This is a genomic window from Enterococcus sp. AZ104 (assembly GCF_050546705.1).
GTDB lineage: Bacteria > Bacillota > Bacilli > Lactobacillales > Enterococcaceae > Enterococcus > Enterococcus faecalis.
Map to the genome: position 1 here is coordinate 2,466,111 of NZ_CP172952.1, position 23,571 is coordinate 2,489,681.

26 protein-coding genes and 1 pseudogene are annotated in these 23,571 nt (G+C 37.5%); 6 read left to right on the forward strand and 21 right to left on the reverse strand.

The features are described from left to right. Nucleotides 1-519 precede the first annotated feature (519 nt). On the reverse strand, nucleotides 520-999 hold the full coding sequence (rlmH, locus tag IGJ37_RS11790) for a 23S rRNA (pseudouridine(1915)-N(3))-methyltransferase RlmH (RefSeq protein WP_002355021.1): 480 nt from the start codon (nucleotides 997-999) through the stop codon (nucleotides 520-522). Nucleotides 1,000-1,399: 400 nt separating this feature from the next. Here rlmH and IGJ37_RS11795 point away from each other — a divergent pair, with 400 nt between their 5' ends. Further along, nucleotides 1,400-2,698: a S1C family serine protease gene (locus IGJ37_RS11795; RefSeq protein ID WP_002368406.1), complete on the forward strand. Its 1,299-nt coding sequence runs from the start codon at nucleotides 1,400-1,402 to the stop codon at nucleotides 2,696-2,698. 46 nt (nucleotides 2,699-2,744) lie between these two features. On the opposite strand, the gene ytpR is transcribed toward IGJ37_RS11795, so the two are convergent. From ytpR to pepA, 4 genes are all read right to left on the reverse strand, one after another. Continuing rightward, a complete protein-coding gene (gene ytpR / locus IGJ37_RS11800) occupies nucleotides 2,745-3,365 on the reverse strand; it encodes a YtpR family tRNA-binding protein (RefSeq protein WP_325815199.1) in 621 nt (206 codons plus the stop codon). Between the two features lie 210 nt (nucleotides 3,366-3,575). Beyond that, entirely contained in the window at nucleotides 3,576-4,031 is a 456-nt protein-coding gene (locus IGJ37_RS11805; RefSeq protein WP_002385249.1) for a universal stress protein, read from the reverse strand. A gap of 147 nt (nucleotides 4,032-4,178) precedes the next feature. Next, nucleotides 4,179-4,493 (reverse strand): thioredoxin family protein, encoded by a 315-nt coding sequence (locus tag IGJ37_RS11810; protein ID WP_002355015.1) that lies wholly within the window; start codon nucleotides 4,491-4,493, stop codon nucleotides 4,179-4,181. A gap of 11 nt (nucleotides 4,494-4,504) precedes the next feature. Next, nucleotides 4,505-5,581: a glutamyl aminopeptidase gene (pepA, locus tag IGJ37_RS11815; protein WP_002355013.1), complete on the reverse strand. Its 1,077-nt coding sequence runs from the start codon at nucleotides 5,579-5,581 to the stop codon at nucleotides 4,505-4,507. Nucleotides 5,582-5,887: 306 nt separating this feature from the next. Here pepA and IGJ37_RS11820 point away from each other — a divergent pair, with 306 nt between their 5' ends. Both IGJ37_RS11820 and IGJ37_RS11825 read left to right on the forward strand, forming a co-directional pair. Beyond that, nucleotides 5,888-6,229, forward strand: a complete 342-nt coding sequence (locus IGJ37_RS11820; RefSeq protein ID WP_002355012.1) for a PepSY domain-containing protein — start codon at nucleotides 5,888-5,890, stop codon at nucleotides 6,227-6,229. A 318-nt stretch (nucleotides 6,230-6,547) separates the two neighbouring features. Beyond that, entirely contained in the window at nucleotides 6,548-8,203 is a 1,656-nt protein-coding gene (locus IGJ37_RS11825; RefSeq protein WP_002355011.1) for a peptide ABC transporter substrate-binding protein, read from the forward strand. Nucleotides 8,204-8,269: 66 nt separating this feature from the next. Here IGJ37_RS11825 and IGJ37_RS11830 read toward each other — a convergent pair. The 7 genes and pseudogenes from IGJ37_RS11830 to IGJ37_RS11860 form a co-directional block, all read right to left on the reverse strand. Then, nucleotides 8,270-9,105 (reverse strand): annotated as a pseudogene (locus IGJ37_RS11830) (PTS system mannose/fructose/sorbose family transporter subunit IID). Then, entirely contained in the window at nucleotides 9,077-9,850 is a 774-nt protein-coding gene (gene agaW / locus IGJ37_RS11835; RefSeq protein ID WP_002365326.1) for a PTS N-acetylgalactosamine transporter subunit IIC, read from the reverse strand. Before agaW ends, IGJ37_RS11830 begins: the two are co-directional and overlap by 29 nt. A 24-nt stretch (nucleotides 9,851-9,874) precedes the next feature. After that, entirely contained in the window at nucleotides 9,875-11,026 is a 1,152-nt protein-coding gene (gene nagA / locus IGJ37_RS11840) for an N-acetylglucosamine-6-phosphate deacetylase (protein ID WP_325815200.1), read from the reverse strand. Between the two features lie 45 nt (nucleotides 11,027-11,071). Continuing rightward, complete coding sequence (gene agaV, locus IGJ37_RS11845; RefSeq protein WP_002355007.1) at nucleotides 11,072-11,548, reverse strand: PTS N-acetylgalactosamine transporter subunit IIB; 477 nt, start codon at nucleotides 11,546-11,548, stop codon at nucleotides 11,072-11,074. 26 nt (nucleotides 11,549-11,574) lie between these two features. Further along, nucleotides 11,575-12,012, reverse strand: coding sequence for a PTS sugar transporter subunit IIA (locus IGJ37_RS11850; RefSeq protein ID WP_002355006.1), 438 nt, complete (start codon nucleotides 12,010-12,012; stop codon nucleotides 11,575-11,577). A 146-nt stretch (nucleotides 12,013-12,158) separates the two neighbouring features. Continuing rightward, on the reverse strand, nucleotides 12,159-13,253 hold the full coding sequence (locus tag IGJ37_RS11855; protein WP_002392675.1) for an acyltransferase family protein: 1,095 nt from the start codon (nucleotides 13,251-13,253) through the stop codon (nucleotides 12,159-12,161). Between the two features lie 86 nt (nucleotides 13,254-13,339). Beyond that, nucleotides 13,340-14,155, reverse strand: coding sequence for a carbohydrate deacetylase (locus IGJ37_RS11860; protein ID WP_002385244.1), 816 nt, complete (start codon nucleotides 14,153-14,155; stop codon nucleotides 13,340-13,342). 143 nt (nucleotides 14,156-14,298) lie between these two features. Here IGJ37_RS11860 and IGJ37_RS11865 point away from each other — a divergent pair, with 143 nt between their 5' ends. Beyond that, nucleotides 14,299-15,051, forward strand: a complete 753-nt coding sequence (locus IGJ37_RS11865) for a MurR/RpiR family transcriptional regulator (RefSeq protein ID WP_002365331.1) — start codon at nucleotides 14,299-14,301, stop codon at nucleotides 15,049-15,051. A gap of 68 nt (nucleotides 15,052-15,119) precedes the next feature. On the opposite strand, the gene IGJ37_RS11870 is transcribed toward IGJ37_RS11865, so the two are convergent. Together IGJ37_RS11870 and IGJ37_RS11875 are read right to left on the reverse strand one after the other, a co-directional pair. Beyond that, a complete protein-coding gene (locus tag IGJ37_RS11870; RefSeq protein WP_033786611.1) occupies nucleotides 15,120-15,671 on the reverse strand; it encodes a DNA-3-methyladenine glycosylase I in 552 nt (183 codons plus the stop codon). Nucleotides 15,672-15,747: 76 nt separating this feature from the next. After that, on the reverse strand, nucleotides 15,748-16,524 hold the full coding sequence (locus IGJ37_RS11875; RefSeq protein WP_016614831.1) for a peptidase C39 family protein: 777 nt from the start codon (nucleotides 16,522-16,524) through the stop codon (nucleotides 15,748-15,750). A 216-nt stretch (nucleotides 16,525-16,740) separates the two neighbouring features. Between IGJ37_RS11875 and IGJ37_RS11880 the strand changes: the two genes are divergently transcribed. Then, nucleotides 16,741-17,103 carry a hypothetical protein gene (locus IGJ37_RS11880; protein ID WP_002354999.1) on the forward strand — a complete coding sequence of 121 codons (363 nt, stop codon included), beginning with the start codon at nucleotides 16,741-16,743 and terminating at the stop codon, nucleotides 17,101-17,103. Between the two features lie 119 nt (nucleotides 17,104-17,222). Here IGJ37_RS11880 and thiT read toward each other — a convergent pair whose 3' ends face one another. From thiT to IGJ37_RS11895, 3 genes are all read right to left on the reverse strand, one after another. Continuing rightward, nucleotides 17,223-17,798, reverse strand: a complete 576-nt coding sequence (gene thiT / locus IGJ37_RS11885) for an energy-coupled thiamine transporter ThiT (protein ID WP_002354998.1) — start codon at nucleotides 17,796-17,798, stop codon at nucleotides 17,223-17,225. 162 nt (nucleotides 17,799-17,960) lie between these two features. Next, entirely contained in the window at nucleotides 17,961-18,614 is a 654-nt protein-coding gene (locus IGJ37_RS11890) for a PepSY domain-containing protein (RefSeq protein WP_002392676.1), read from the reverse strand. A gap of 77 nt (nucleotides 18,615-18,691) precedes the next feature. Further along, on the reverse strand, nucleotides 18,692-19,477 hold the full coding sequence (locus tag IGJ37_RS11895) for a hypothetical protein (protein ID WP_002354996.1): 786 nt from the start codon (nucleotides 19,475-19,477) through the stop codon (nucleotides 18,692-18,694). 233 nt (nucleotides 19,478-19,710) lie between these two features. Here IGJ37_RS11895 and IGJ37_RS11900 point away from each other — a divergent pair, with 233 nt between their 5' ends. Next, nucleotides 19,711-20,445: a class A sortase gene (locus IGJ37_RS11900; protein WP_002354994.1), complete on the forward strand. Its 735-nt coding sequence runs from the start codon at nucleotides 19,711-19,713 to the stop codon at nucleotides 20,443-20,445. A gap of 47 nt (nucleotides 20,446-20,492) precedes the next feature. Here the strand turns inward: IGJ37_RS11900 and IGJ37_RS11905 are convergent, their stop codons facing one another. From IGJ37_RS11905 to IGJ37_RS11920, 4 genes are all read right to left on the reverse strand, one after another. Further along, nucleotides 20,493-20,723 carry a hypothetical protein gene (locus IGJ37_RS11905; RefSeq protein WP_002385239.1) on the reverse strand — a complete coding sequence of 77 codons (231 nt, stop codon included), beginning with the start codon at nucleotides 20,721-20,723 and terminating at the stop codon, nucleotides 20,493-20,495. A gap of 88 nt (nucleotides 20,724-20,811) precedes the next feature. Further along, nucleotides 20,812-21,282, reverse strand: a complete 471-nt coding sequence (locus IGJ37_RS11910) for a low molecular weight protein-tyrosine-phosphatase (RefSeq protein WP_002365336.1) — start codon at nucleotides 21,280-21,282, stop codon at nucleotides 20,812-20,814. Nucleotides 21,283-21,322: 40 nt separating this feature from the next. After that, entirely contained in the window at nucleotides 21,323-21,892 is a 570-nt protein-coding gene (locus IGJ37_RS11915; RefSeq protein ID WP_002354991.1) for a TetR/AcrR family transcriptional regulator, read from the reverse strand. 177 nt (nucleotides 21,893-22,069) lie between these two features. Further along, a complete protein-coding gene (locus tag IGJ37_RS11920) occupies nucleotides 22,070-23,488 on the reverse strand; it encodes a CHAP domain-containing protein (RefSeq protein WP_025187368.1) in 1,419 nt (472 codons plus the stop codon). Between the last annotated feature and the right edge of the window lie 83 nt (nucleotides 23,489-23,571).

The following is a 23,571-nucleotide window of genomic DNA, read 5'->3' on the forward strand; positions in this document are numbered from 1 at the left end:
ATAATTTAATCAACTTCCTCCTCTACTAAGTATTCTATATAAAAATTAGGCATGAAAAGACAACCTAAAGTAATTACTTCAGACAGACTTTTCATGCCTAGTTTTCCCTAGTCACATGAAATATTATACATGTTTACGCTTTCACTTTAAGGTAATTTTTGGTTACTGTCAATAGCGTTTTCTTCATTAAAGAGCTTATTCAACTTTTCACGTTAAAAATATTGATTTTTATGATAATCCCTTAATTTTTTCTCATTTTAAAATAATAATTATGGGTGCTGAACCTGTTTCTGAGGCACAACAATTGGACAATTTTTTTGAAAAAACGAGAGGAATGAGCATTGTTTTTTGCCATTCCTTTCATTTTTATTTATTGTTTGAACGGTAACGTTGCTCTCAAACCAGTTTGATTGAATTTTTTTATTTTCTATCAGACAAACAGACTAAAGATATTTTACTTCATATATTTTTCAAGCAATGACTTGATTCATAGAAATTACTGAGCAACCAGCCTACTTCCTATTTATGATACGGTTCCCCTTTCATAATCCGAAAACCGCGATAAATTTGTTCCACTAATACCAAACGCATTAACTGATGTGGATAAGTCAAGCGGCCAAAAGAAATTTGTTGGTTACTTCGCTGAAGGACTGAATCACTGAGACCTAAAGAACCACCAATGACAAACGTTAGGTTACTTTTGCCACTAATCCCTAATTGTTCAATTTCTTTTGAAAATTCTTCACTAGATAATTGTTTGCCATTAATGGCTAAAACAAAGACGTATTCGTTGTCATTAATTTTCCCCAAAATACGTTGGCCTTCTTTTTCTTTGACTTGAAGCATTTCAGCGTCACTGAGTTTTTCTGGGGCTTTTTCATCTGGTACTTCAATGATTTCCATCTTGGCATAGCTATTTAAACGTTTCAGATATTCATTAATGCCTTGAATCAGGTATTTTTCTTTCAGTTTTCCGACTGTTACTAGTTTAATTTTCACCTATTCCACTACTTTCTCGTTTTCTCTTCTTTCTTATTTTAGCACGAAGTTTGGCTACTTTCCACAACGTTTCCACATACTTATACACATATACACAGAGTTATCCACAGAACAAACTAAAAATTTACTTTATTTAACAGCTTTTTCAATACAAACACATATTCGCCACTGATTTGTCCACATTATCCACATTCTGTGGATAACTTTTCTGAAAACTGTACACAGAGTTATTCCCGATTTGTTCACATTTTTCTGTGTATAACTTTTTCATTCGTATTTTTTCTGTAATTTTTCCCTAAGTTGTTCATAAAAAATTCAAAGCTATTCGATAGACTAAAGGAGTAGGAAACAGATATACTTAATATAGAAAATTCAGATGCACTTATTGGGAGGTTATTTTATGCAACGAAAAGATGTTACACCTAATTCAGATAAAAAAAGTTTATTGCAAAAATTTGGGATTGGTTTAGCTGGCGGCTTACTTGGTGGCGCCCTTATTCTAGGAGGCGCTTATTCTGGGATTATTCCCACACCCAACGGCGGAAATAATGCGGCGACGACGACATCCACTAATCACGGCGACACAAAAGTCAGCAATGTAAGTTACAATGTGTCTAGCGATGTCACAAAAGCCGTGAAAAAAGTTCAAAATTCTGTGGTTTCTGTCATTAATATGCAAAGTGCTAGCAACAATTCTTCGGCAGATGATCCTTTTGGGGGATTGTTCGGTGGGAATGAAGGTACTCAAGACTCTTCCGGCAACAATGGTAACGATTTAGAAGCAGCCAGTGAAGGTAGTGGGGTTATTTATAAGAAAGATGGTAAAACGGCTTATGTCGTGACAAATAACCACGTCGTAGATAAAGCGCAAGGATTGGAAGTTGTTTTATCTGATGGTACCAAAGTGAAAGGCGAATTAGTCGGAACCGATGCTTACACGGATTTAGCCGTGATTAAAATTTCTTCCGACAAAGTTGATCAAGTCGCTGAGTTTGGAAATTCTAGTAAAATCACAGTCGGTGAGCCTGCTATTGCAATTGGTTCCCCTCTAGGCTCTGATTATGCTAACTCTGTCACACAAGGAATCATCTCTTCTGTGAATAGAAATATTACCAATAAAAACGAGTCTGGTGAAACCATCAATATTAATGCCATTCAAACCGATGCTGCCATCAATCCAGGAAACTCCGGTGGTCCACTAATCAATATTGAAGGACAAGTCATTGGCATTAACTCAGTAAAAATTGTGCAATCAACTAGTCAAGTGAGCGTTGAAGGGATGGGCTTTGCCATTCCAAGTAATGACGTAGTCAACATTATCAACCAATTAGAAAAAGATGGTAAAGTGACGCGGCCAGCTCTCGGGATTACGATGTCTGATTTAACAGGTATCTCTTCACAACAACAAGAACAAATTTTAAAAATTCCAGCTTCTGTAAAAACTGGCGTAGTGGTTCGTGGTGTTGAAGCAGCGACCCCTGCTGAAAAGGCTGGATTGGAAAAATACGATGTTATCACGAAAGTTGACGGCCAAGACGTAAGCTCTACTACAGATTTACAAAGCGCGCTTTACAAGAAAAAAGTTGGCGACAAAATGGAAGTGACTTATTATCGTGGTTCTAAAGAAATGAAAGCAACCATCGATTTAACCATTGATAAATCAGCTTTAACACAACAAAATAATCGCAGCAATCAATAAAAGAAAGAAACGACCTGTTGTCTGAACAACAGGTCGTTTCTTTCTTTTATTCTCCTACCGCAAATGCAGAACCAACTTCTGCATCAAAAGGCAATTCTAAGATTCTTTTTTTAGCAGGTGCATTTGGTAAACGTAATTCTTTTGCTGAACAAATCATTCCAAAACTTTCTTCACCACGTAAAACCCCTGGCCAAATCATTAAACCATCAGGCATCATTGCGCCTGGCTTGGCCACAACTACTTTTTGTCCTGCTTTGATGTTCGGTGCGCCACAAACAATTTGTAAGATTTCGCCGTTGTCTACTTCTGTTTGTGTGATAGATAAATGATCTGAATCTGGGTGTTTTTTACATGATTTGACAAAGCCGACCACAATTTTAGGGGTGTCGTCTTTTTCAAGGGTTTCTGAAAATCCCGCATCTTTAATCGCTGTATTGACTTTTTCAATTTGTTCGTCGGTTAAAGTCACTTGGCCGGTGCCATTAATGTCACCTAGAAGCGCTGAAGCATTGAAAATATTCCAAGCTACCACTGTTTCTGGCGCCTCAACTAAACTTACACATGCCACATCGCCGACACGTTTTACTTGGTTTTCCGCACCTTGATCGTCCGCAACGATGACAAGTAAGACATCGCCAACGTGTTCTTTGTTATATGCAAAAATCATTTCTGTTCCTCCTCTGTCGTTTTCCTGTCTTATCTTATCAAAAATTGACCCCTTGTGCATACTTTTTTGTCGAAAAACTAAAAGACTTGGAAAATATGTCGCTACGACTTATTCTCCAAGTCCTCAATTTTGAGTGACAAGCCGCTGATCCTTTGAAAAAACAAAAGAAACGTAGGGTCAACTCTCTATTCAATCAATAACTTTTTTTGCTTATTTTTCTTCAGAGTGAACAATTAAGACATCGCAAGGGGCTTGACGAATAATGTAGCTACTGACGCTTCCCATGACCACACGTTCGACTGCGTTTAATCCTGATTGTCCCACCATAATTAAATCAACATTGTATTTTTCAGGTAATTCATGACTCATGACTTCTTTGGGTGAACCAAACATGGTAACTGTTTCAACATTATGAAAATCAACGCTTTCAGCATACTTTTTACAATCGGCCATTAATTCTTCCGCAGCAGCTGTTTCTTGATCAATTAATTGATCATTTAACGTCGAATACCCCATCATTGTATACACTTGATTTTCTAAAATATTTGCAACAATGACTCGGCTTCCGTTTCGACGAGCAACCTCAATTGCACGTTCATAAGCTAAATTAGCTTGATCACTACCGTCTACGCCGACAAGAATATTTTTATACATTTGTTCTTCCATTTTCGTCACCTTCCCGATGGAGGCTGATCTAAAAGGCTTCTTTGACTAAGAAACTAGAGTCAAAAATGAATTTAGGACCCTTACGCAGAACGCCCTTTTGTCCAGCTGATTCTCTCTTAATTTAATGGTTCCTCTGGTTCATGAAAATTAGCCTAAGCTAGTTAAAAATGCACTGATTTCTTCTTTTGTTTTTCGGTCTTTGTTTACTAAGCGTCCTAACTCTTGACCGTTTTCGATTACGACAAAACTCGGAATACCAAAAATATTCCACTCGGCAGCCACGTCAATAAACTGATCACGGTCGACTTCGATAAATTGAAACGCTGGAAATGCTTCTTCAATTTCAGGCATGACTGGTTTAATGAAACGACAGTCTCCGCACCAATCAGCAGTAAAGAAGAAAACATTTTTACCTTTTTCAACATAAGTGGCTAGTTCTTCTAATGAATTGGGATAAATCATTTAAACATCCTCTACTTTCCGTAAACAATTGTATTAACTGTTGATTTATCCAAGCCACGTAATGCTTGTAACAACATTTCCCGCGCTGCTTCATAATCCGCAATACTAAACATTGTTTGATGCGTATGGATGTAACGACCACAAACGCCGATGACTGTACTTGGTACACCGTTATTAGTTGTGTGCGCTGCCCCAGCATCCGTTCCGCCTTTAGAAACAAAATATTGATACGGAATATTGTGTGTCGCTGCTGTATCTAATAAATATTCACGTAAGCGAGGCAATGTGATCAAACCTGGGTCGAAAATCCGTAATAACGTTCCTTCACCTAAATGACCATATGTCCCTTTTTTCGTGTGAATATCATCTGCCGCTGAACAATCCACCGCAAAGAAGATATCTGGATTAAATTTATGAACAGATGGTTTAGAACCACGTAAACCAACTTCTTCTTGTACGTTTGCTCCAGCAATTAATGTGTGGCCTAATTCTTCATTTTGTAACGTTTCCAATGCATCTAATACCAACGTACAACCATAGCGGTTATCCCATGATTTACTGATAATATTTTTGCCATTGGCTGTTTTAATCGTTTCTGTTTGTGGAACAATGGAATCCCCTGGACGAACACCAAAGCTTTCAGCTTCTTCTTTTGAAGAGAATCCTGCATCAAATAACACATCAGAGACTTCTAATTGTTTCTGACCACTCGTACCACGCAACAAGTGTGGCGGAATAGATGAAGAAATACATGGATAGTTCCCTTTACTTGTTTTTAACGTAAAACGTTGTGCTGAAACAACATAGGGATTCCAGCCACCTAAAGGAACCACTTGGAATAAACCATTATCGTTAATTTGAGTTAACATGAAGCCAACTTCGTCCATGTGAGCTGCTACCATTACGCGTGGCGCTGCTTCCACTTTTGAACGTTTAATCCCAAAAATACCACCTAAACCATCATATTGGACATCGTCCACTAATGGGGTGATATGTTCTTTCATGTACGCGCGAATGTCGTCTTCAAATCCGCTGGTTCCTTGTAATTCAGTTAATTCCTTGATTCGTTGAAATGTTTTTTCTTCCATAGATGTATGTCCTATTGCTTTTGATTTGTTGGAAATTACGCCAACCAAGCGTCACTTTTTCTCTAAAAAGTCACTTTATCCTGTCGATAAAAATAGGTACTCCTTTCATATGATTTCACTCTTATTATAACGCAAATACTAGAAAATGCACATCGCTTTCTCTTTTTAAACGTGACAATGAGAATGCCCTAAAAGAATGATTGAAAAACTTTTTTTATTTCTCAGCGGCCCCTTCTCTATGGTAAAATAAGAGTGATACTGACAAAAGTAATAGTAAGCAGAAACCGACCAAGGGAGGTCATACAAATGAACGAAGAAAATGAGTTGACATACTTTAAAGGCGGCTTAGCGCTAGGCGTTGGTCTTGGTTTAGTAGGCGGCATTGCCTCAACCTTGTTCTACCATAAGAAAAAAACAATCTCCGCTGATCTCGTCTTAGAAAATGTAAAAGCTGCTTTTTTAAAAGAAGGACCGATTGAAGGTTCGTGGATTGAGTTTGAGAAAAAGCCCTTGCGGAAATTCGCCATCCACTCCAAAACATATACTGGAGGAATTTGCCGCATTGAAGACGACGGCATTGTTCAATACGAATTCACTGCAGATGCCTACACAGGAACTGTCATTGACATTCAACGATTAAAAGATTAAAAAGATTGTTACAAAAGCACTTATTTGCTTTTGTAACAATCTTTTTTTCTTCTCATTTGTTTTTTGTAAAAGGGATGTTTATTTTATGTCAAAAAAATCAAACCAATGATGAATAAATACTCAAAAATCGAATGTTTTCTGTATGGAAATCACCTCAAATCTTTACTTATCAACGTTTGTCCACTTTTTTCATAAAAAAGATTAGACATTTTTTAAAAATTGATAAAAGAATAATCATTTCTAACGATTTTTTAATTTCTCCTTTTCATTTTTACATTATACTGAGAGTATTGCTAAAAATGAAAAGGAGCGTGTCAAATGAAGAAATCTGTTTTATTTACTTCATTACTTGTATTATCAAGCTTAGCTTTAGCGGCCTGCGGCGGTGGCAGTGACGATAAAGGAGCAAGCAACGGCGGCAGCGACAACCAAGTATACACAATGGTTGAATCCCAAGAAATGCCTAGTGCCGATCCGTCCCTTGCGACAGATGAAGTGAGTTTTACCACTTTAAATAATGTCTACGAAGGAATCTATCGTTTAGATAAAGACAACAAACCCGCGCCTGCTGGTGCAGCCGAAAAAGCGACTGTTTCAGAAGACGGTTTAGTTTACAAAGTTAAATTACGTGAAGAATCAAAATGGTCTGATGGCAAACCAGTTACTGCTGCAGATTACGTTTACGGTTGGCAACGAACAGTGGACCCTGCCACTGCTTCAGAATATGCCTACATGTTTGAACCAGTAAAAAATGCTGAAAAAATTTCTAAAGGGGAACTACCTAAAGAAGAATTGGGCATTAAAGCAATCAATGATCATGAATTAGAAATCACCTTAGAAACAGCAACACCATATTTTGACGATTTATTGGCTTTCCCTTCTTTCTTGCCGCAACGTCAAGATATCGTTGAACGTTTTGGTAAAGATTATACAAAGAGTAGCGATAAAGCAGTCTACAATGGTCCGTTTACGCTAACTGAGTTTGATGGTCCCGGAACAGATACTAAATGGTCTCTAACTAAAAATGAAGAATATTGGGACAAAGAGACTGTCAAGTTAGATAAAGTCGCTATCAACGTGGTGAAAGAAGCCCCAACTGCCTTAAATCTTTATGAAACTGGTGAAGTGGATGATACGTATTTATCTGGCGAACTGGCCCAACAAATGCAAAACTCGCCTGACTTGGTCCAATTAAAAGCCGCTTCTTCTTTCTATTTAGAAATGAATCAAGCAGATGAAAAATCACCATTGACCAACGCAAACTTACGTCGTGCTATGTCTTATGCCATCGATCGCGATTCATTAGCTAAAAACATTTTAGCCAATGGCTCTCTTCCTTCACAAGGCTTCGTTCCTGTGGATGTCGCGAAATCACCAAAAACGGGTGAAGACTTTGTTAAAGAAGCCGGCAGCGACAAATTAGTCAAATACGACAAGAAAAAAGCTGTGGAATACTGGAACAAAGCGAAACAAGAACTTGGTGTTTCCAACTTAACGGTTGATTTAATGGTAGACGACTCTGAAGGCGCTAAAAAAATGGGCGAATATCTTCAAGGATCACTATCTGATACTTTGGAAGGCTTAAAAGTAACTGTGACGCCTGTCCCTATGGCTGTTCGCTTAGATCGTACCTTAAAAGGGGATTTCCAAATCGCTGTTCGTGGTTGGAGTGCCGACTATTCAGACCCAATTAACTTCTTAGATTTATTAGAAAGCTCAACTTCTAATAACCGTGGACGTTACAGCAATCCTGAATACGATAAATTCATTGCTGCGTCCAAAACTACAGATGTTAACGATCCTGAAAAACGCTGGGAAGATCTAATCAACGCTGAAAAAACAGTAATTGCTGATATGGGTGTTGTGCCAATTTACCAAAAAGCAGAATCACACTTACGTGCACCAAACGTGAAAGAAATTATTTATCATCCAACAGGTGCTAAATACGACTTCAAGTGGGCGTATAAAGAATAATCACTCGATTAAATTTAGAAAAAGATTTGGAACAATAGCGATTTTGGCTATTGTTCCAAATCTTTTTTATATAATCCCGATTAAAGAACCTAACAACCCAAAAATCACAGTAAAAATAATTAAAGCAATCGGTGTGCGTCCTTTTTTCAACATAATAAAACAAAACAGCGTAAACACTAACGGTAATAAATTGGGCATTATTGTATCAAACAATTGTGTTTGAAGGTCTAACTTAGTATCTTTCAAGCGAAAAACAAAAGTTGTCGTTAATTGTACACTCTTCGGAATCAACGCACCCACCACGGAAATTCCTACAATTGTTGCTGAACGAGATAATTTTTTAGTACTTTCGCTTAAAACTGAAATTGCTTTGACGCCCATTTTATAACCTAGATTAATTAACCCAATTTTGGCAGCCATATACGGAATATTAAATAACAACAAGAAAACAATTGGTCCTAAGATATTGCCTTCTAATGATAGTTGTGAACCAATCGCTGCTGCAATCGGCAAAACGGTTAAATAAAATAACGCATCCCCAATTCCGCCTAACGGGCCCATCAACGCTGTTTTAATCGCTTGAATGGATTTTGGTGATTCTTTTGACTCTTCCATTGCAATAATCACACCATGCATGAACGTCACCAATTGTGGATTCGTGTTCATAAATTGTAAATGATTTTCCAAAGAAAGAGCTAAGTCTTCTTTATCACGATGAATCTTTTTCAATCCTGGAATTAATGAGTAGGTCCAGCCGCCTGCTTGCATTCTTTCATAATTAAATGAAGATTGTAGCAGATACGAACGGAACATTATTTTTTTAACTCTTTTTTTGTTATTACTTTTTCGGATATCGTATCATTATATGTTTCTTCAGATGCCATCTTCTTCAAACCCTCCATTATTATTTGATGCAGTGACTGTATTATTTCTTTGTGCGTAAAATTCATATAAAGCAATTGCGACAGCTAAACCTGCAACCGCTAATGTATCTAATCCTAAATAGGCAGCCATAACAAACCCAAAAATAAAGAACGGTACGTAGGATGTTTCCCACATCGTTTTTAATAACATGGCGAAACCTACTGCTGGCATCATACCACCTGCAACGCTCAAGCCATGAATACTCCATTCGGGTAGAATAGAAATGAAACTAGATGCTTTATCAGCACCAAAGAAAATACATAAAAATACTACAAAAAAATAACAAATGAATAAAACGATTGGTAAAAAACTAGACATTCTTTCGATGCCTCTTGTATCTGCTTTTTTTGCATAAGCATCAAATTTATGCATAATTGGTGACATCGCTGTATATAACAAGGTAATTAACGCTTGCGCTGCAACTGCGAAAGGAACAGCCAAACCTACGGTCACTTGTGGATCAGATTTTGTGATAATTGCTAACGCTGTTCCAATAACTCCCCCAATTACTACGTTGGGTGGTTGCGCACCGCCGATTGCTACTGCACCAATCCAAACTAACTCTAGCGTTGCTCCAGTGATTAACCCTGTGTTGACATCTCCCAATATTAAACCAACAATCAGCCCTGTAACAATCGGACGATGAATATGTGTCTGTAAGACAAGCTTATCAACCCCTGCTATCCCAGCCCAAATTCCTACCAAAATTGCCTGTACTAACATTTTTTTCCTCCTATTAGACTTCGTCTACTTTTTATAAACTGTTTCACCATTTACTAAGGTTTCTAGCACTTCGTATTTCTCATCAATAATTGTAAAATTACCTAAAAGCCCTAGTTTGATTTCTCCCATAGATTCGTTCACATTCAACAAACGAGCTGGATTTTTCGTGACTGAATTAATAGCAATCACTTCTGGAAGTAATGCTTTTTCAACAAGGTTGCGAACCATATTATTTAAATGGTTCGTACTTCCAGCTAACTTGCCATTGGCTAAACGGACCACATTTTGTTCATCAATAACCATTTCGATCCCTTTTTCTGGTTTTGGATAAACGCCTGGTTGACACCCTTTGGCCCAGATAGAATCTGTCACAGCAATTAAATAGTCCTTGCCTTTTAGTTTGGCTAACACACGTACTAATGAATAATCAACATGTACCCCATCAGCAATAATTTCAGCAAACGTTTCTTCACTATCCAAAGCAGCAACTACTGCGGTTGGTTTCCGGTGACTGATATCTTCCATTCCATTAAACGTATGGGTAAAACTTTTTGCACCTGCTTCGACAGCTGCCATTGCTTGTTCATAGGTTGCAGCCGTATGGCCAATTGAAATGACTACATCATGTTCATGACAATATGTAGTCAAGGCATTCTCTACATCATTTTCTGGTGCCAATGTCATTAATTTTATATGCCCTTTTGCCAACTCTTGCCATTTTTTAAATGTCTCAACGGATGGTTTTACTAATAACTCTGGATTATGAGAGCCACGAAATTCTTCAGAAATCATTGGTCCTTCCGCATGAATCCCTAAGATTTGTGCCCCGTTGGTTCCTTGCTCTTCCTCAATAAATGAACCAATCACTTCAAATGAATGTTCCAAGTCTTTTGGAAATGTTGTTGACGTTGTTGGTAAAAAAGCTGTAATCCCTTCTTCTGGAAGGTAAGCTTGCCACTCTTTGATAAATTCATGATTGGCATGATTGGCATCCCCACCATGCCAACCATGATCATGAATATCAATAAATCCTGGAAGAATGCGCTTTTCTCCGTATTCTTTGTCGACAGCTTTTTCATTGTACGGTAGAATTGCAACAATTCGTTGTTCTGACACTTCAACTTGAGCTGGTTGAAATTGTTCGTTAATCCATACGTTTTTACTTTGAATAATCATTCTTCCCACTTCTTCTCTTCAAAATTATTGTCCAACATTACTTTTTTATGAAAATAATGCATCTAAACTTTCTTCTGGCGTTGACGGTACACGTTGAATCGAAAGTTTAACACCTAATTCTTGTAGCTTTTTAAAGGCGTCTACATCTGTTTTATTAACGGCAACAGCGGTAGCTACTTGTTTTTTGCCTTCTTCCATATGCATATTACCAATGTTTAATTTTTCAATTGGCACACCACCTTCTACCAAGCGCAATGCATCAACAGGATTATCAACTAACAGAAAAATCTTTTGTCTTTCTGAGGCTTTATGAATGACCTCAATCGTTTTCTTAATGGAAAAAAAACGGGTTTGTACTTCTGCAGGGGCCGCCATGTTTAACAATTGTTGGCGCATTGTATCCTCAGAAATTGCATCATTTGCGACTAAAATTAAGTTGGCGCCTAAAGAACCGTTCCATTGTGTTGCGACTTGACCATGAATCAAGCGATTATCAATTCTTGTTAATAAAATATTCGGCATAGTGCTTCCTCCTCTTTTCTAATTGGTTAAATTCCGTCTGCTTCTTCTTGAGTATTTGCTTGTGGTTGTTCTAGTTTTTTATGAACAATTCCGTCTCTGGCTGAATCTGTGACCATTGAAACAAAATCTTCTACGTTCGTGCTGATTGTGCGTAAGGCAAGCCCTTCAAGAACCATCGGTAAATTTGTTCCTGCTAACACTTCGACATTTGGATAATTACTTGCGACAGTCATTGAAATTCTAAATGGTGTGCCACCTAAAAGGTCAGTTAAAATGACCACTGCTGGACACGTCTCCAGCATAGAGTCAACGGCTTTACGGATGTTTGACTCTAATACATCAAGCCCTGTATCATTGAAAAAAGGGACCGCCTGAATATTTGGTTGTTCTCCTGCAATCATACTAACTGATTGATGCATTCCAGTTGAAAATACCCCATGTCCCGTTAAAATAAGACCTATCATTTATTCTTTCTCCCCTAACTATTTACTGAGCTTACTATTTAATTGGATAAGCAGAACTTATTCCTCAAAGAGTGTAACAATTCTTGTAACAATTGAGTATGCTTTCCCATGATTTTGGACGATGATTTCTATTTAAGAACATGTCCCTATACAGATACAAGGCGTCCCAACTTAAATATGCTTTTGAAAAAATGCTCGATTACAACCGTTAACCCAAACGAGCCAACAAATGTACCCATATACAACACAAGAATAACCAAGCTGACTGGTTGATTGGTTAAAAACGGATGGACCAGTTTCAAGACCAATTGAAAAACAAAAACATTCGCTAAATAACTACGATACGCATAAGTGGCTATCCATTTAACCATTGGTAAAAGACGAATCTTTTTGGCTATTCCTTGTGTTCCCAAATAAAAAACCAACCCGATAATCAGTAAACTATAGGCACTTTGAAGAGGATCCAAATAAGGTAGATCGTTCGGTGTCATCTGTGTTCCATCAAATAAATTCCCTTGGACTGCCTGCCAAAAAATAAAAAGAAACAACAGAAATAGCACCACTCTCGTCTTTTTCAAGAAAGTAAAAATTCCCCCCTGATACTTCGCTGCGATGACCCCGAAAATACCATAAATGAGATAACTAAGCCCTGAACGATCTATTAAGTACCAAAGAGAAGTTTCTGCATATGGAAAAATCATTTTCTGGTACCAGAAGCACCAAAGGATATGCGCACCGATTGTAAAAAAGACAATTGGTAAAATCACTTTTTTGTTTTTTGTAATTCTGGTTGCCAACCAAATAAAATACGGCATAAATAATTGGAATTGCAACATCATTACGGCATACCATAGATGTGCCGCGCCATCACCACTGAGAACTTTTCCTAGAAATCCTAGGGGCGTTTCATAGGGCATTCGTTGTTGTAAACTAGGAAAAGCGTATAGATAGAGACTGGACCAGACCACATAAGGAAGCACCAATTCATAAAATTTTTCCTTTAAAAATTCAAGATACGATTCAGCTTGACTCTTTAACACCATGTTGTAAATAATTGCAAAAATAAACATGGGTGCCGAATATTTAGACATTCGGTAAAAACTACCGATTGAATTCATTGCTTCCGTTTGCGGAGAATGTGTCAACACATATGATAAAACCGTTTGTAAAATAACTGATGCTACAGCGAAAACTTTTAAAAAATCGCTGATATTCAGATTTATTGGTTGTTCTTTACTCATGTACGTCCTCTTTCTTTCAATAATTTAGCGTGTAAGTAAGCGCTCGGATTAAGAACTTACTCACACGCTATTCACGCTTCTTTGATTTACATTGCTAGCGATTCATAATTGGCTAACAAGATGCCGCGTTCTTCAATCGCTTCTTTGACTTCTTGGGACGTTAATATTTCCACTTCACGAATGCGAGGCATACAATACCCTGATTGATTTTGTAAAATAGTATCGATAAACGCAGGATGACAATTGATTTCAAAGACCTCTCCTTCACTACAAACAACCATATCAAGCAATTGCAAGATGGTTTCAGTTGAAATCGCCTTGTCATAAAATTGGTACAACATTTCATCTGGCGTGCGAACATCCTGATATAACTCTAAATAGTCTTTTGTTTCAATACTTCTTGAAGCGTTACGTAAAGGTAATTGATATTTGCGAGCAAGTGCCAAAGCCACACCTAATAACTTTTCATTTTTTCCATGAACGTTATGATGAGAATCAATATGATCAGGGCGTCTACCACTTTTCATAAATGAAATAATTTGAGCATCCCATTCGTTATAAACCTCTTCTAAATTGACTTTTTCTTCAAAAATCGATTGATGCCAAAAATAACCAGCTTCATCTACTAAGGAAGGAACCATTTCTCGAGGTAAAATAGGTTTTGCTTGGTTCAATGTCAATGTTAAATGGACACCGATAGCTAAAGTCGGTGCACTGATTCGAGCACTCTCCATGGCCTCTAAAAAATAAGGAGAAGTTGGTAATGCGGTTGTTGAAGTAACCACGCCACGTTTGTGTGCTTCAATGATTCCTTGCGTTACCGCTGGCGTGTAACCAAAATCATCAGCGTTGATAATTAATTTTTTATTGCTCATTTTTCCCCACTCTCTCTTCTGTTTCATGAATTTTTAGTTGTTTCTCTATTGATTGTAGCTAAGTGGCGCCTTTTTTTATAGCTAGTTTTCTGATTGAGTGCTATAATCTACAAATAAGACCATGTCCCTGAAAAAGGACATTACGTTCACAAACGACAGGAGGGATCAGCATGCTGTTTTTAACCTACGATCCACAATTAAATCCAACAGAATTAGAGATTTACAAGTATATTAGCCACAATATTGAAAAAGTTCCTTATATGACAATTCGAGAATTAGCAGATGAAATTCATTTCAGTAAAACGGCAATCTGGCGTTTTTGTCAAAAATTCGAGTGTGAAGGCTATACAGATTTTAAATTTAAATTGAAGAATTATCTAAGCGAACGAAAAAAAACAGCCCAACCAAAATCTTTAGATGAAACAATGCTGATTCATTTTTTGCAACGCTCATCAGAAGAATTATTAGAAGGACGGATTGTTCAAGCTGCGGAATTACTGGCAAAAAAAGAATTTGTTCTTTTTATTGGCGAAGGAACGTCCAAAGTCCTAGCTGAATTTGGTGAAATTTATTTTTCCAGTATCTATAATTTATCTGCTTCTGTATCCCACCTTTTTTCACATCCCGTTAGCAAATTATCCGAAGAAACAGCTAAAAAAGTGGGCGTTATCGCCTTATCAGTTTCGGGTGAAACACAAAAAGTTCGGCAAAATATTGATTATTTTATCGAAATGGGGATTGATGTAATTGCTATTACAAATAGTGAAAAAAGCACGATTGCTCAACTTTCAACAGTCACCATCCCCTACTATATAACAACCGAGAAAAGTTCCATTGCAGACGTAACGTCCCAACTACCTGCACTATTCTTAATAGAAAAGTTGGCGAAAACTGTTTCAACGATGTTAAATGAGTGTCCATAATCACTGCAAAAAAAGGAAGGAACTAGCCATTCGTTTTGCTAGTTCCTTCCTTTTTAATTCTTCTATACTTATTTATACTGACACGTTTCTAAATGATCATTCACCAATCCCGCCGCCTGTAAAAAGGAATAGACTGTCGTGGCACCTAAAAATTTAAATCCTCGTTTTTTTAACGCTCGACTAATCTGTTGCGATAATTCCGTGGAGGCTGGAACCTCTTCTGGGTGCTGCCAGTGATTAACGATTGGTTGCTGATCGATAAAGTTCCAGAGGTAGCGATCAAAGGAGCCAAATTCTGCCTGAATTTCTTGAAAAACTTGCGCATTCGTAATGGTCGCTTGAATTTTTAAACGATGACGAATCACACCAGGATTTGCTAGTAAAGCTAAAATTTTTTCCTCATCATATCGCGCAATTTTCCGATAATCAAACGCATCATAAGCTGCTCTAAGCGTTTCTCGTTTATTCAAAATAATCGCCCAGCTTAAGCCTGCTTGCATACTTTCCAAGGTCAATAACTCAAATAACTGTTGCTCTTCATGAACTGGACGTCCCCATTCATCATCATGATAGGCTTGCATCTCTTCAGTTGTATTCGTTGCCCAAGTACATCGCTCCATTGTCCTGCCTCCTTTTATTTGCTAAAAAAGATGCGAACAAAGGGTACTGCCTGTTGTTCCACACCTTTTCTTATTCCTAATAAAATGCCCAGAAGTTTAACGCTTCATTCATCACTTCTTCGGCTGTAAATGTCCGTTTTGAATGGCCCTTTTCTTCTGAATCGTTTGGATCATTAATCCAGAAATCGCCTTTTTCATCCACACCACTCATCACCATAATGTGACCAGTTGTAGTGAAATAGCCCGGTTTTACAGAAATAATGACTGGATGACCTTCCTTCAAGAAAGCTACCACTGTTTCAATATCCCCAATTTCTTGACAGTTATAGCCTTTCATTTCAGCATATGCACTAAAAATAGACCACGCCGTCCCTTGCCCTTCCATAAAGAAGTCATTTTTTGCCCAAGCTAACACATCCAGAGGGGTAACTTCTTGGTGATCCATGTATGAACCAACCATTGCAAGCGACACAATCGCACAGCCATTAATTTCGATTGTATTCGGCTTATCCACATTGCCAAATCCGTATGCGGTGTCTTTCCATTTAGCATCTGTCTGCAATTCTAACGGCAAATCCAGATGTCCATTATATTGCTTCTTTTCAATTTCTTGATTGACCTGTTGTCCATAGCTTAAAGGTTTGACTTTTTTCTCAATTTTAACTGGTGCTGGTTCTTTTGTTTTACTTGATTCAGCACTAGCTTTGACATATGAATCATCAAACCAACTTGAAAACCCACCTGATTTCATCGGCGAAAACTGCGCTAACAATCCGCCAAAGCCAAACGATACCAACAACACCGTGAGAACTTTTTTTTGGTAACCTGATGGTTTTTTTGACATACTATTCATCCTTTTCTATCTATTGACTACATCCGATAATCTTATGTATTTCTTATATGCTCACACATTATACTACTTTCTTTTTCGAAAAACAGAAACGTTGGTAAATTCTCATAATTATTGAAGGCGAACATATTTTCTTGAATTTTATCACAAAATTAGGTAAAATACAGGTAATTAGTCATTTGAGTTTTATTCTATTTTATTCGTAAAGGAGGCAGAAGAATGGATCAACATAAAGCTACCATCAAGAGCATTTCTAAACTGATTACGCTCTCTTCCCAACATTTCTTTTCGGCATTTTTAGAAGATTCTCAAGATCAAAAGAATAAAGAAAAGGAACGCAGTGCGCTTTTACAAGAGCTCCAAGTCGCTGCCGCCCAAAAATCCTTAGTGGTCTTACAATTGAAAGAAGTCCCTACAGCGCATAAATTCGAAACGGTGATCGGCTGGATTGTCTCAAAAAATATTTCGGACAATATCGTTGTTCGTTTACAAACGGATGAACAACAGTTGCGCATGATTCCTGTTGCTTCTGTCATGAAAGTCAGCACGTTAGCCAATCGTCACCAACGTCAAATTCACTAGAATATTGAAGTCTTTATAAAATAAATGGAAACCACCAACCCTGGCGATTGCAGGTTGGTGGTTTCTTTTATTTATGACTTTAGTCAAAATCCCATGAAACTTCTGACTTAGGACTCAACTTATTTCTTAGGAACAAATAATTGCGGTGCTACTTTTGCCAATAAGCCTAGAACTAGACTTACATACAAACAATTGACGACGGTACTCGTACCGTTTAGTACAAAAGAATAGAGGTATGGGCTCATCCCTTCTGGTGCATACATGCCCCAAACCAATACACCCGCCCAAAAATGCCAAAACCAACGGGCGAAGACTGCGACAACACTTCCTAAAATAATCGTACGAATGGCTGATTTTAAACGATTCGCTTGAAAATACAGTTGAATTTTTCTAGCGAATACGCCACCCATTCCTCCAAACGCAAAAGCAAAGGGATATTCAAAAATAATCTGTGGAACGGACAAGAAATTTTTCATGGCTGTACCGAGAATAATATTTAACATGCCCCAAACAAAGCCTGCTGCAACTCCAGGAAGCAACCCACGACGAAACGAATAAAGAACTAATGGGACCATTCCCAACGATAGGTCCAAGCCACTATTGGCAAATTCAATCGGTAAAAAAGAGAGGGCCATTGCCATTGCTGCGACGACTGTTCCTTCTACCCAAATACGTAAATCCATTTTTCTAGCCAAACAAATTTCCTCCTATGTTCTGACGCTCTCAACCACTAATACATCGTTATTTTACCATAGGGACTTTAGAAAAACACGTTTGTCGAACAAGCAAAAAAATAGCTGATCAGCATTTAAGGGAATCAACTCCTACTCAAACGCATGCCAGCTACTTTTTATCCATTAATCGTCCCGCTCAGTTGTCAAAATTTTACCAGAATGAGCATCGATTTTTACCTCTATTTTTTGTTGGCCCTCTTTCACTTTCACTTCCCAATAGGTGATTCCTAATTCTTTCTCTAACTTCCAATCTGTTGCCTGGCCGACTTTCGCTTCTTTTTCAGCCAAGGTTGTGGCTTGTTCTCTGGAAATGATATTTGTTAAATCAAGTGCCTCTTCTTGCATTTTAACGCCATTTTGTTCATCGGCATCCAAGGTTTCAACTTTTTCTTTTGTGAATTCGCCTGTTTCTGCGTTCACTTCAACTTGATATTCTTTTTGCTGATCCACGCCTTCTATTTCATAAAAATAACGTCCAAAATCTGTATCTAACTGCAGACTTGTTATTTTAGCTTCTGGATATTTTTTCTCAAATGCTGTCGTTACTTTTTCTAAAGAGACAGCTACCGCACTTGTCTTCTCTGATGTCGTCGTTGCTTCTTGTTGTACGGATGAACTTGTTTCAATAGTTGATATTACTGTTTCTTTTTGTTCATTTGTTGATGAAACAGCTGTGGGTGTTTTGGATGTACAGCCAGCTACCAAAAAGAGTGCCAAGCCAGTCATAGAGCCATAGAGTATTTTTTTCATTAAACAACCTTCTTTCCTTTTTATCATTTTATTATACTTGATTTCTCATCCAAATCATAGCTACAAAAAAAAGCCCTACTTTAGTTGATAAAGTTAGAGCTCTCTCAGCCTTCATGGGCCAACATAAAAATTTCACCGAAATCATTCTCTTGTTCAATGTGCCAAATGCGTTTTTCACTATTATAGACAAGCGTTGCCAAAATTTCTTCTTTTTGGTAAGAGGTATTTTTCATCTTGCTAAGTGAATCTTCCACCAAGTAAATAGGAATCCGATATTCTTCTTTATCCACTTCCGTTTGTTGGAAGCAAAAAATAACACCTTCTTGCAAGATACCTTTCATATTTTTAAGTAATTCAGGACTTAATTTTTCGACAGGCGTATTTCGTTTAAAGAAGGCCTTTTTCTGATTCACTTTTTCTAAAACAACACGTGTAATTTTATCAGCAAAGATTCGATAAAATTCATCAATATAACGATAATAGACACGCGTCATCTGATCTGCAAATTCAAAAAAGACAAAATCATTTTGTAGCTTATAAAAGAAAGGCGAATGCAAACTATTCTTCATGTGTCCAAAATAAAGAAGTTCCGAAATTTCTAATGGCGTTAGCTCTTTTAGCATCGTCACATCGGAAAAGTCAATCCATTTAATTTCTTCAGTCATCCAACGACGTTGTAGCGATTGAAAATAGCGATTGACGCTTTCTTCTCCGCGAATAATTTTCAAGCCTGAATGCATATCGTATTCGCCAGCTTCGGCAGAAGGATCTAATAATAGTAAGTTCTGTGGATGATGCACAATTGAACGAACAAAATCGGAATGGGTAATTCCTTTAGATAAAACCGCGTTGCTGGTTACATCTATATGTACATAAATTAAATCAAGCAAATTCCCATCTCCCCTCTACTAGCCTCCTTACCATTTTACAATATTTTCAAAAGAAAAGCTTGTTTCTTTTACTTTAAAATTCCATTACAAAATGAGGATTTTTTTGAAAAATCAATCGATTCAGTTGTTTTTTATTAAATCAAGGTCCGGCCAGCTTACCTATTCCCCAAAGAAAATAAATAGGTTTTTCAAATAAATTGTGGTAAACTTGATACATTAAAAGGAGGGAGAATATGCGCCCAAAAGAGAAAAAAAGAGGAAAAAATTGGTTAATCAACAGTTTATTAGTTTTACTATTTATCATTGGCTTAGCCTTAATTTTTAACAATCAGATACGTAGTTGGGTGGTTCAACAAAATAGCCGCTCGTACGCCGTTAGCAAGTTGAAACCAGCTGATGTGAAGAAAAATATGGCTCGTGAAACAACGTTTGACTTTGATTCAGTTGAGTCCTTGAGCACAGAAGCGGTGATGAAAGCCCAATTTGAAAACAAAAACTTACCTGTGATTGGTGCCATTGCGATACCAAGTGTCGAAATTAATTTGCCCATTTTTAAAGGATTGTCCAATGTCGCTTTATTAACTGGTGCCGGGACCATGAAAGAAGATCAAGTCATGGGGAAAAACAATTATGCCTTGGCTAGTCATCGAACGGAAGATGGCGTTTCCTTATTTTCACCTTTAGAAAGAACCAAAAAAGACGAACTCATTTATATCACTGATTTATCTACTGTTTATACATACAAAATAACTTCTGTAGAAAAAATCGAACCAACCCGTGTTGAGTTAATTGATGACGTTCCTGGTCAAAATATGATTACCTTAATTACCTGTGGCGATTTACAAGCAACGACGCGAATTGCTGTTCAAGGAACATTAGCAGCAACGACGCCTATTAAAGACGCCAACGACGATATGTTAAAGGCTTTCCAATTGGAGCAAAAAACCTTAGCCGATTGGGTGGCTTAATAAAAAAATCCTTGAAAAGTTTTGACACTTTTCAAGGATTTTTTGCTTTATTTCATCACTTGGCGTTCTTGCTGTTTCAGACGAGCAAAACCATAACGAATACCTGCAAATAATAAAACTAACGGAGATAAGAAAACAGAGATCATTAACCATTCACTTGTATACATACTACTAAAAGATAAATGATACGTGACAGCATACACTAGCGGCAGACTCATTATCAACAATAAATAATACAAACTCAATTCAAAAACATAGGATAAATAACTACTGTTCATCTTACTTCCCTCCTGTCTCTTTTTCCCTGAACAATTTGTTAACACTATTGTACCAAGGGGAAACAGAAAGTACTATCGGACTATAGTCCTAATCTTTCAGCTGTGCTTTTATTTTTTTCAACCATTCTGAGGTACCTGCTTCCACTAAGCGGTAAGTTTCCTCAAAATCACCAGTATAATAAGGATCAGGTACGTCCATGGTTTCTTTACCAACCACAACTTCCATAAATAAATGAATCCGCCGTTGCTCTTCTTGAGGAGCTAATGCTTTTAAATCGGCCACATTATTCGCATCCATCCCAATGATATAGTCATATTTTTTAAAATCACTTGGCTGGATTTGTGTCGCCCGCATTCCTTGATAGGAAATTCCTTGTTGCTCCAAAATTTTTCTGGTTCCCTTATGTGGCTGACTGCCAACTTCCCAGTGACTAGTAGCTGCTGAAAATACTTGAATAGTCGATTCTAAACCGGCTTGTTGGACTTTCTGACGAAAAATCGCTTCTGCCATTGGCGAGCGACAAATATTGCCTAAACAAACAAATAACACAGTTACCACAACGTTTCACTCCTTCATAAGACTTTTTATCCTTCACACATTACTCATTGGCTTCTTGTTCATACAAATGATAAGCCATAAATTCTGTATCTTTCGCTAAACGGAATAATTGCGTCGCCATTTCCAAAGGAGTCTGAGGATATTCCTCAAGAATCCATTTCGTTAAGACGCCGCTACATCCATAGGAAAAGAAATTCGCATAAAATTGTTTGTCTTTATCTGTTAAATGGTTCTCAACATCGACTTGTTCAAATAATGAAATAAATAAGCGATTGGTCGAAGCGGAAAAAACATTAAGAAGAACTTCTGAATCTGAGGTCACCGTTGTATAGTAGAAATGGCTCTTCTCTTTAATCGCTTTTAATAACTTCAGGGCTTGTTCCTCCCAGTTTTCCAAACAAATATCTGTTTCTAAGTAAATCAATGCATCGTGACGATAAATCCAACGTAATAAATCATATTTATCTGTAAAGTGATAATAAAATGTTTGACGATTCAAGCCCACTTTTTTGGTAATATCTTGGACACTTATTTTACGAAAATCCTTTTGTTCACATAATTCTATTAAAGCTGAAGCGATTGCTTGTTTTGTATCGTGCGTTCCGCTCATGCTGATTCCTCCGCTCCTAATATGTATATACCTCTATAATTGCAAAAAAACGGCCAGATTACAATATTTTCAGATACATTTTATGCATATATTTAAAATTAAATGAATAAAAAAAGCGGCAACTAACGATTTTTGTTAGTTACCACTCCTTGTTATCAATTATTAATAGATGACTATTTAGCCTGGAAAACGCCATACAACAGCGCGGAATCCAGCTGGTGGTGCTGGTGACCAGTTAGAGTTAGAAGAAACATAACCAGATCCTCCTGGGTTGTTTGCTTCAACGATTTGGACACTTCCACCACTTACACCTGTAACTAAGACAGTATGCACGCCACCAATCCAGCTATCTGGACTATAGGCACTTTCATATTGAACAACATCGCCTGGTTGCACGTTACTCCAGCTAACTTGTGTTGCGCCAGAAGCAACATAGCCACTGTTTGGACCACCATAACCGAAGTTAATACCGCCTGCCGCTAACCAGCGACGAACAGATACTAAACATTCACCTGGTTGATTCCAACCTGTTGCATAAGAATTACCAACATCTGCTAAAGCTGCATTAATTGCGGCTTGTTTTCCTGAAGTCACGCCACCATTCCCTGGTTTTGCTTCATTACCTTTTTCAGGAGTCGTTGGGTTAGTTACAGGAACTTCTTTTTCTTTTTCAGGTGCTGCTGCAGGTGTTGTTACAACACTTTCTGTTTCAGTACTTGAAGTTGTTGTTTCTTGCGTTGTGGTACTTTCAGTAGTTGTTGATGATTCTACTACTGGTGTTGCGGCTTTTTCTTCAGCGGCTGATGCTGCTGCCTCATTGGCTGCTTTTGTTGCTTGCGCTTGCTCTGCTGCCGCTTTTTGTGCTGCGGCTTGTGCTTGCGCTGCCGCTTGTTCTTCTGCTTTTTTAGCAGCTGCACGTTGGCGTGCTTGTTCTTCTGCTAAACGTTTTTCCGCTTCTTTTTTCTGTTTAATGAAGTCGTCTTTTTTCCCTTGTTCTTCAGAACGTTGCGCTTCTAAATCATTTTTAGCCACTTCTTGTTGAATCTTCAATGTTTTTAATGATTCTGTTTTGTCATTTAATTCTTTTGTTGCGGCTTCTAATTCAGCAATTTGTTTTTCAACATTCTTTGTTTTCTTTTCAACAGTCGCTTTGTCTTCTTTTTGTTGTTCTAGTAATTCATTGTTGGCGCTCATCATTGTTGAGACCGCTTGAACGCGACCAATTGCATCTGCTACTGAATCTGCATCTAAGACAGCATCAATAATTGAATCACTTTGACCATTCACTTGGACATCGCGTGCTTGTTTTGTCATTTGTACTTCACGTTTTTGAATACGGACATTCAAATCAGAAATTTCACTATATAATTTAGATACTTCTGATGATAGCTTGTTCTTTTTAGCTGTTAATGTATCGATTTGTTTGGCCGTTTCAACCATATCATTTTCAATCGCGGCAACTTTTGCTTCTGCATCTGACATTTGGCTAGTTAACGCATTAATTTTTTGATCTTGTTGTTGAATCTTTGTATCGTATTCATCTGCAAATGCTGCGGATGGCAACGCTACGCTTGTTAATGTAATGGAACATACCATTAGAGCCGATAATACACTTTTCTTCAATCTGTTGTCCTCCGAAAATCCTTTTTTGTTAAGCTTTTTTATTATTTATTAAAATT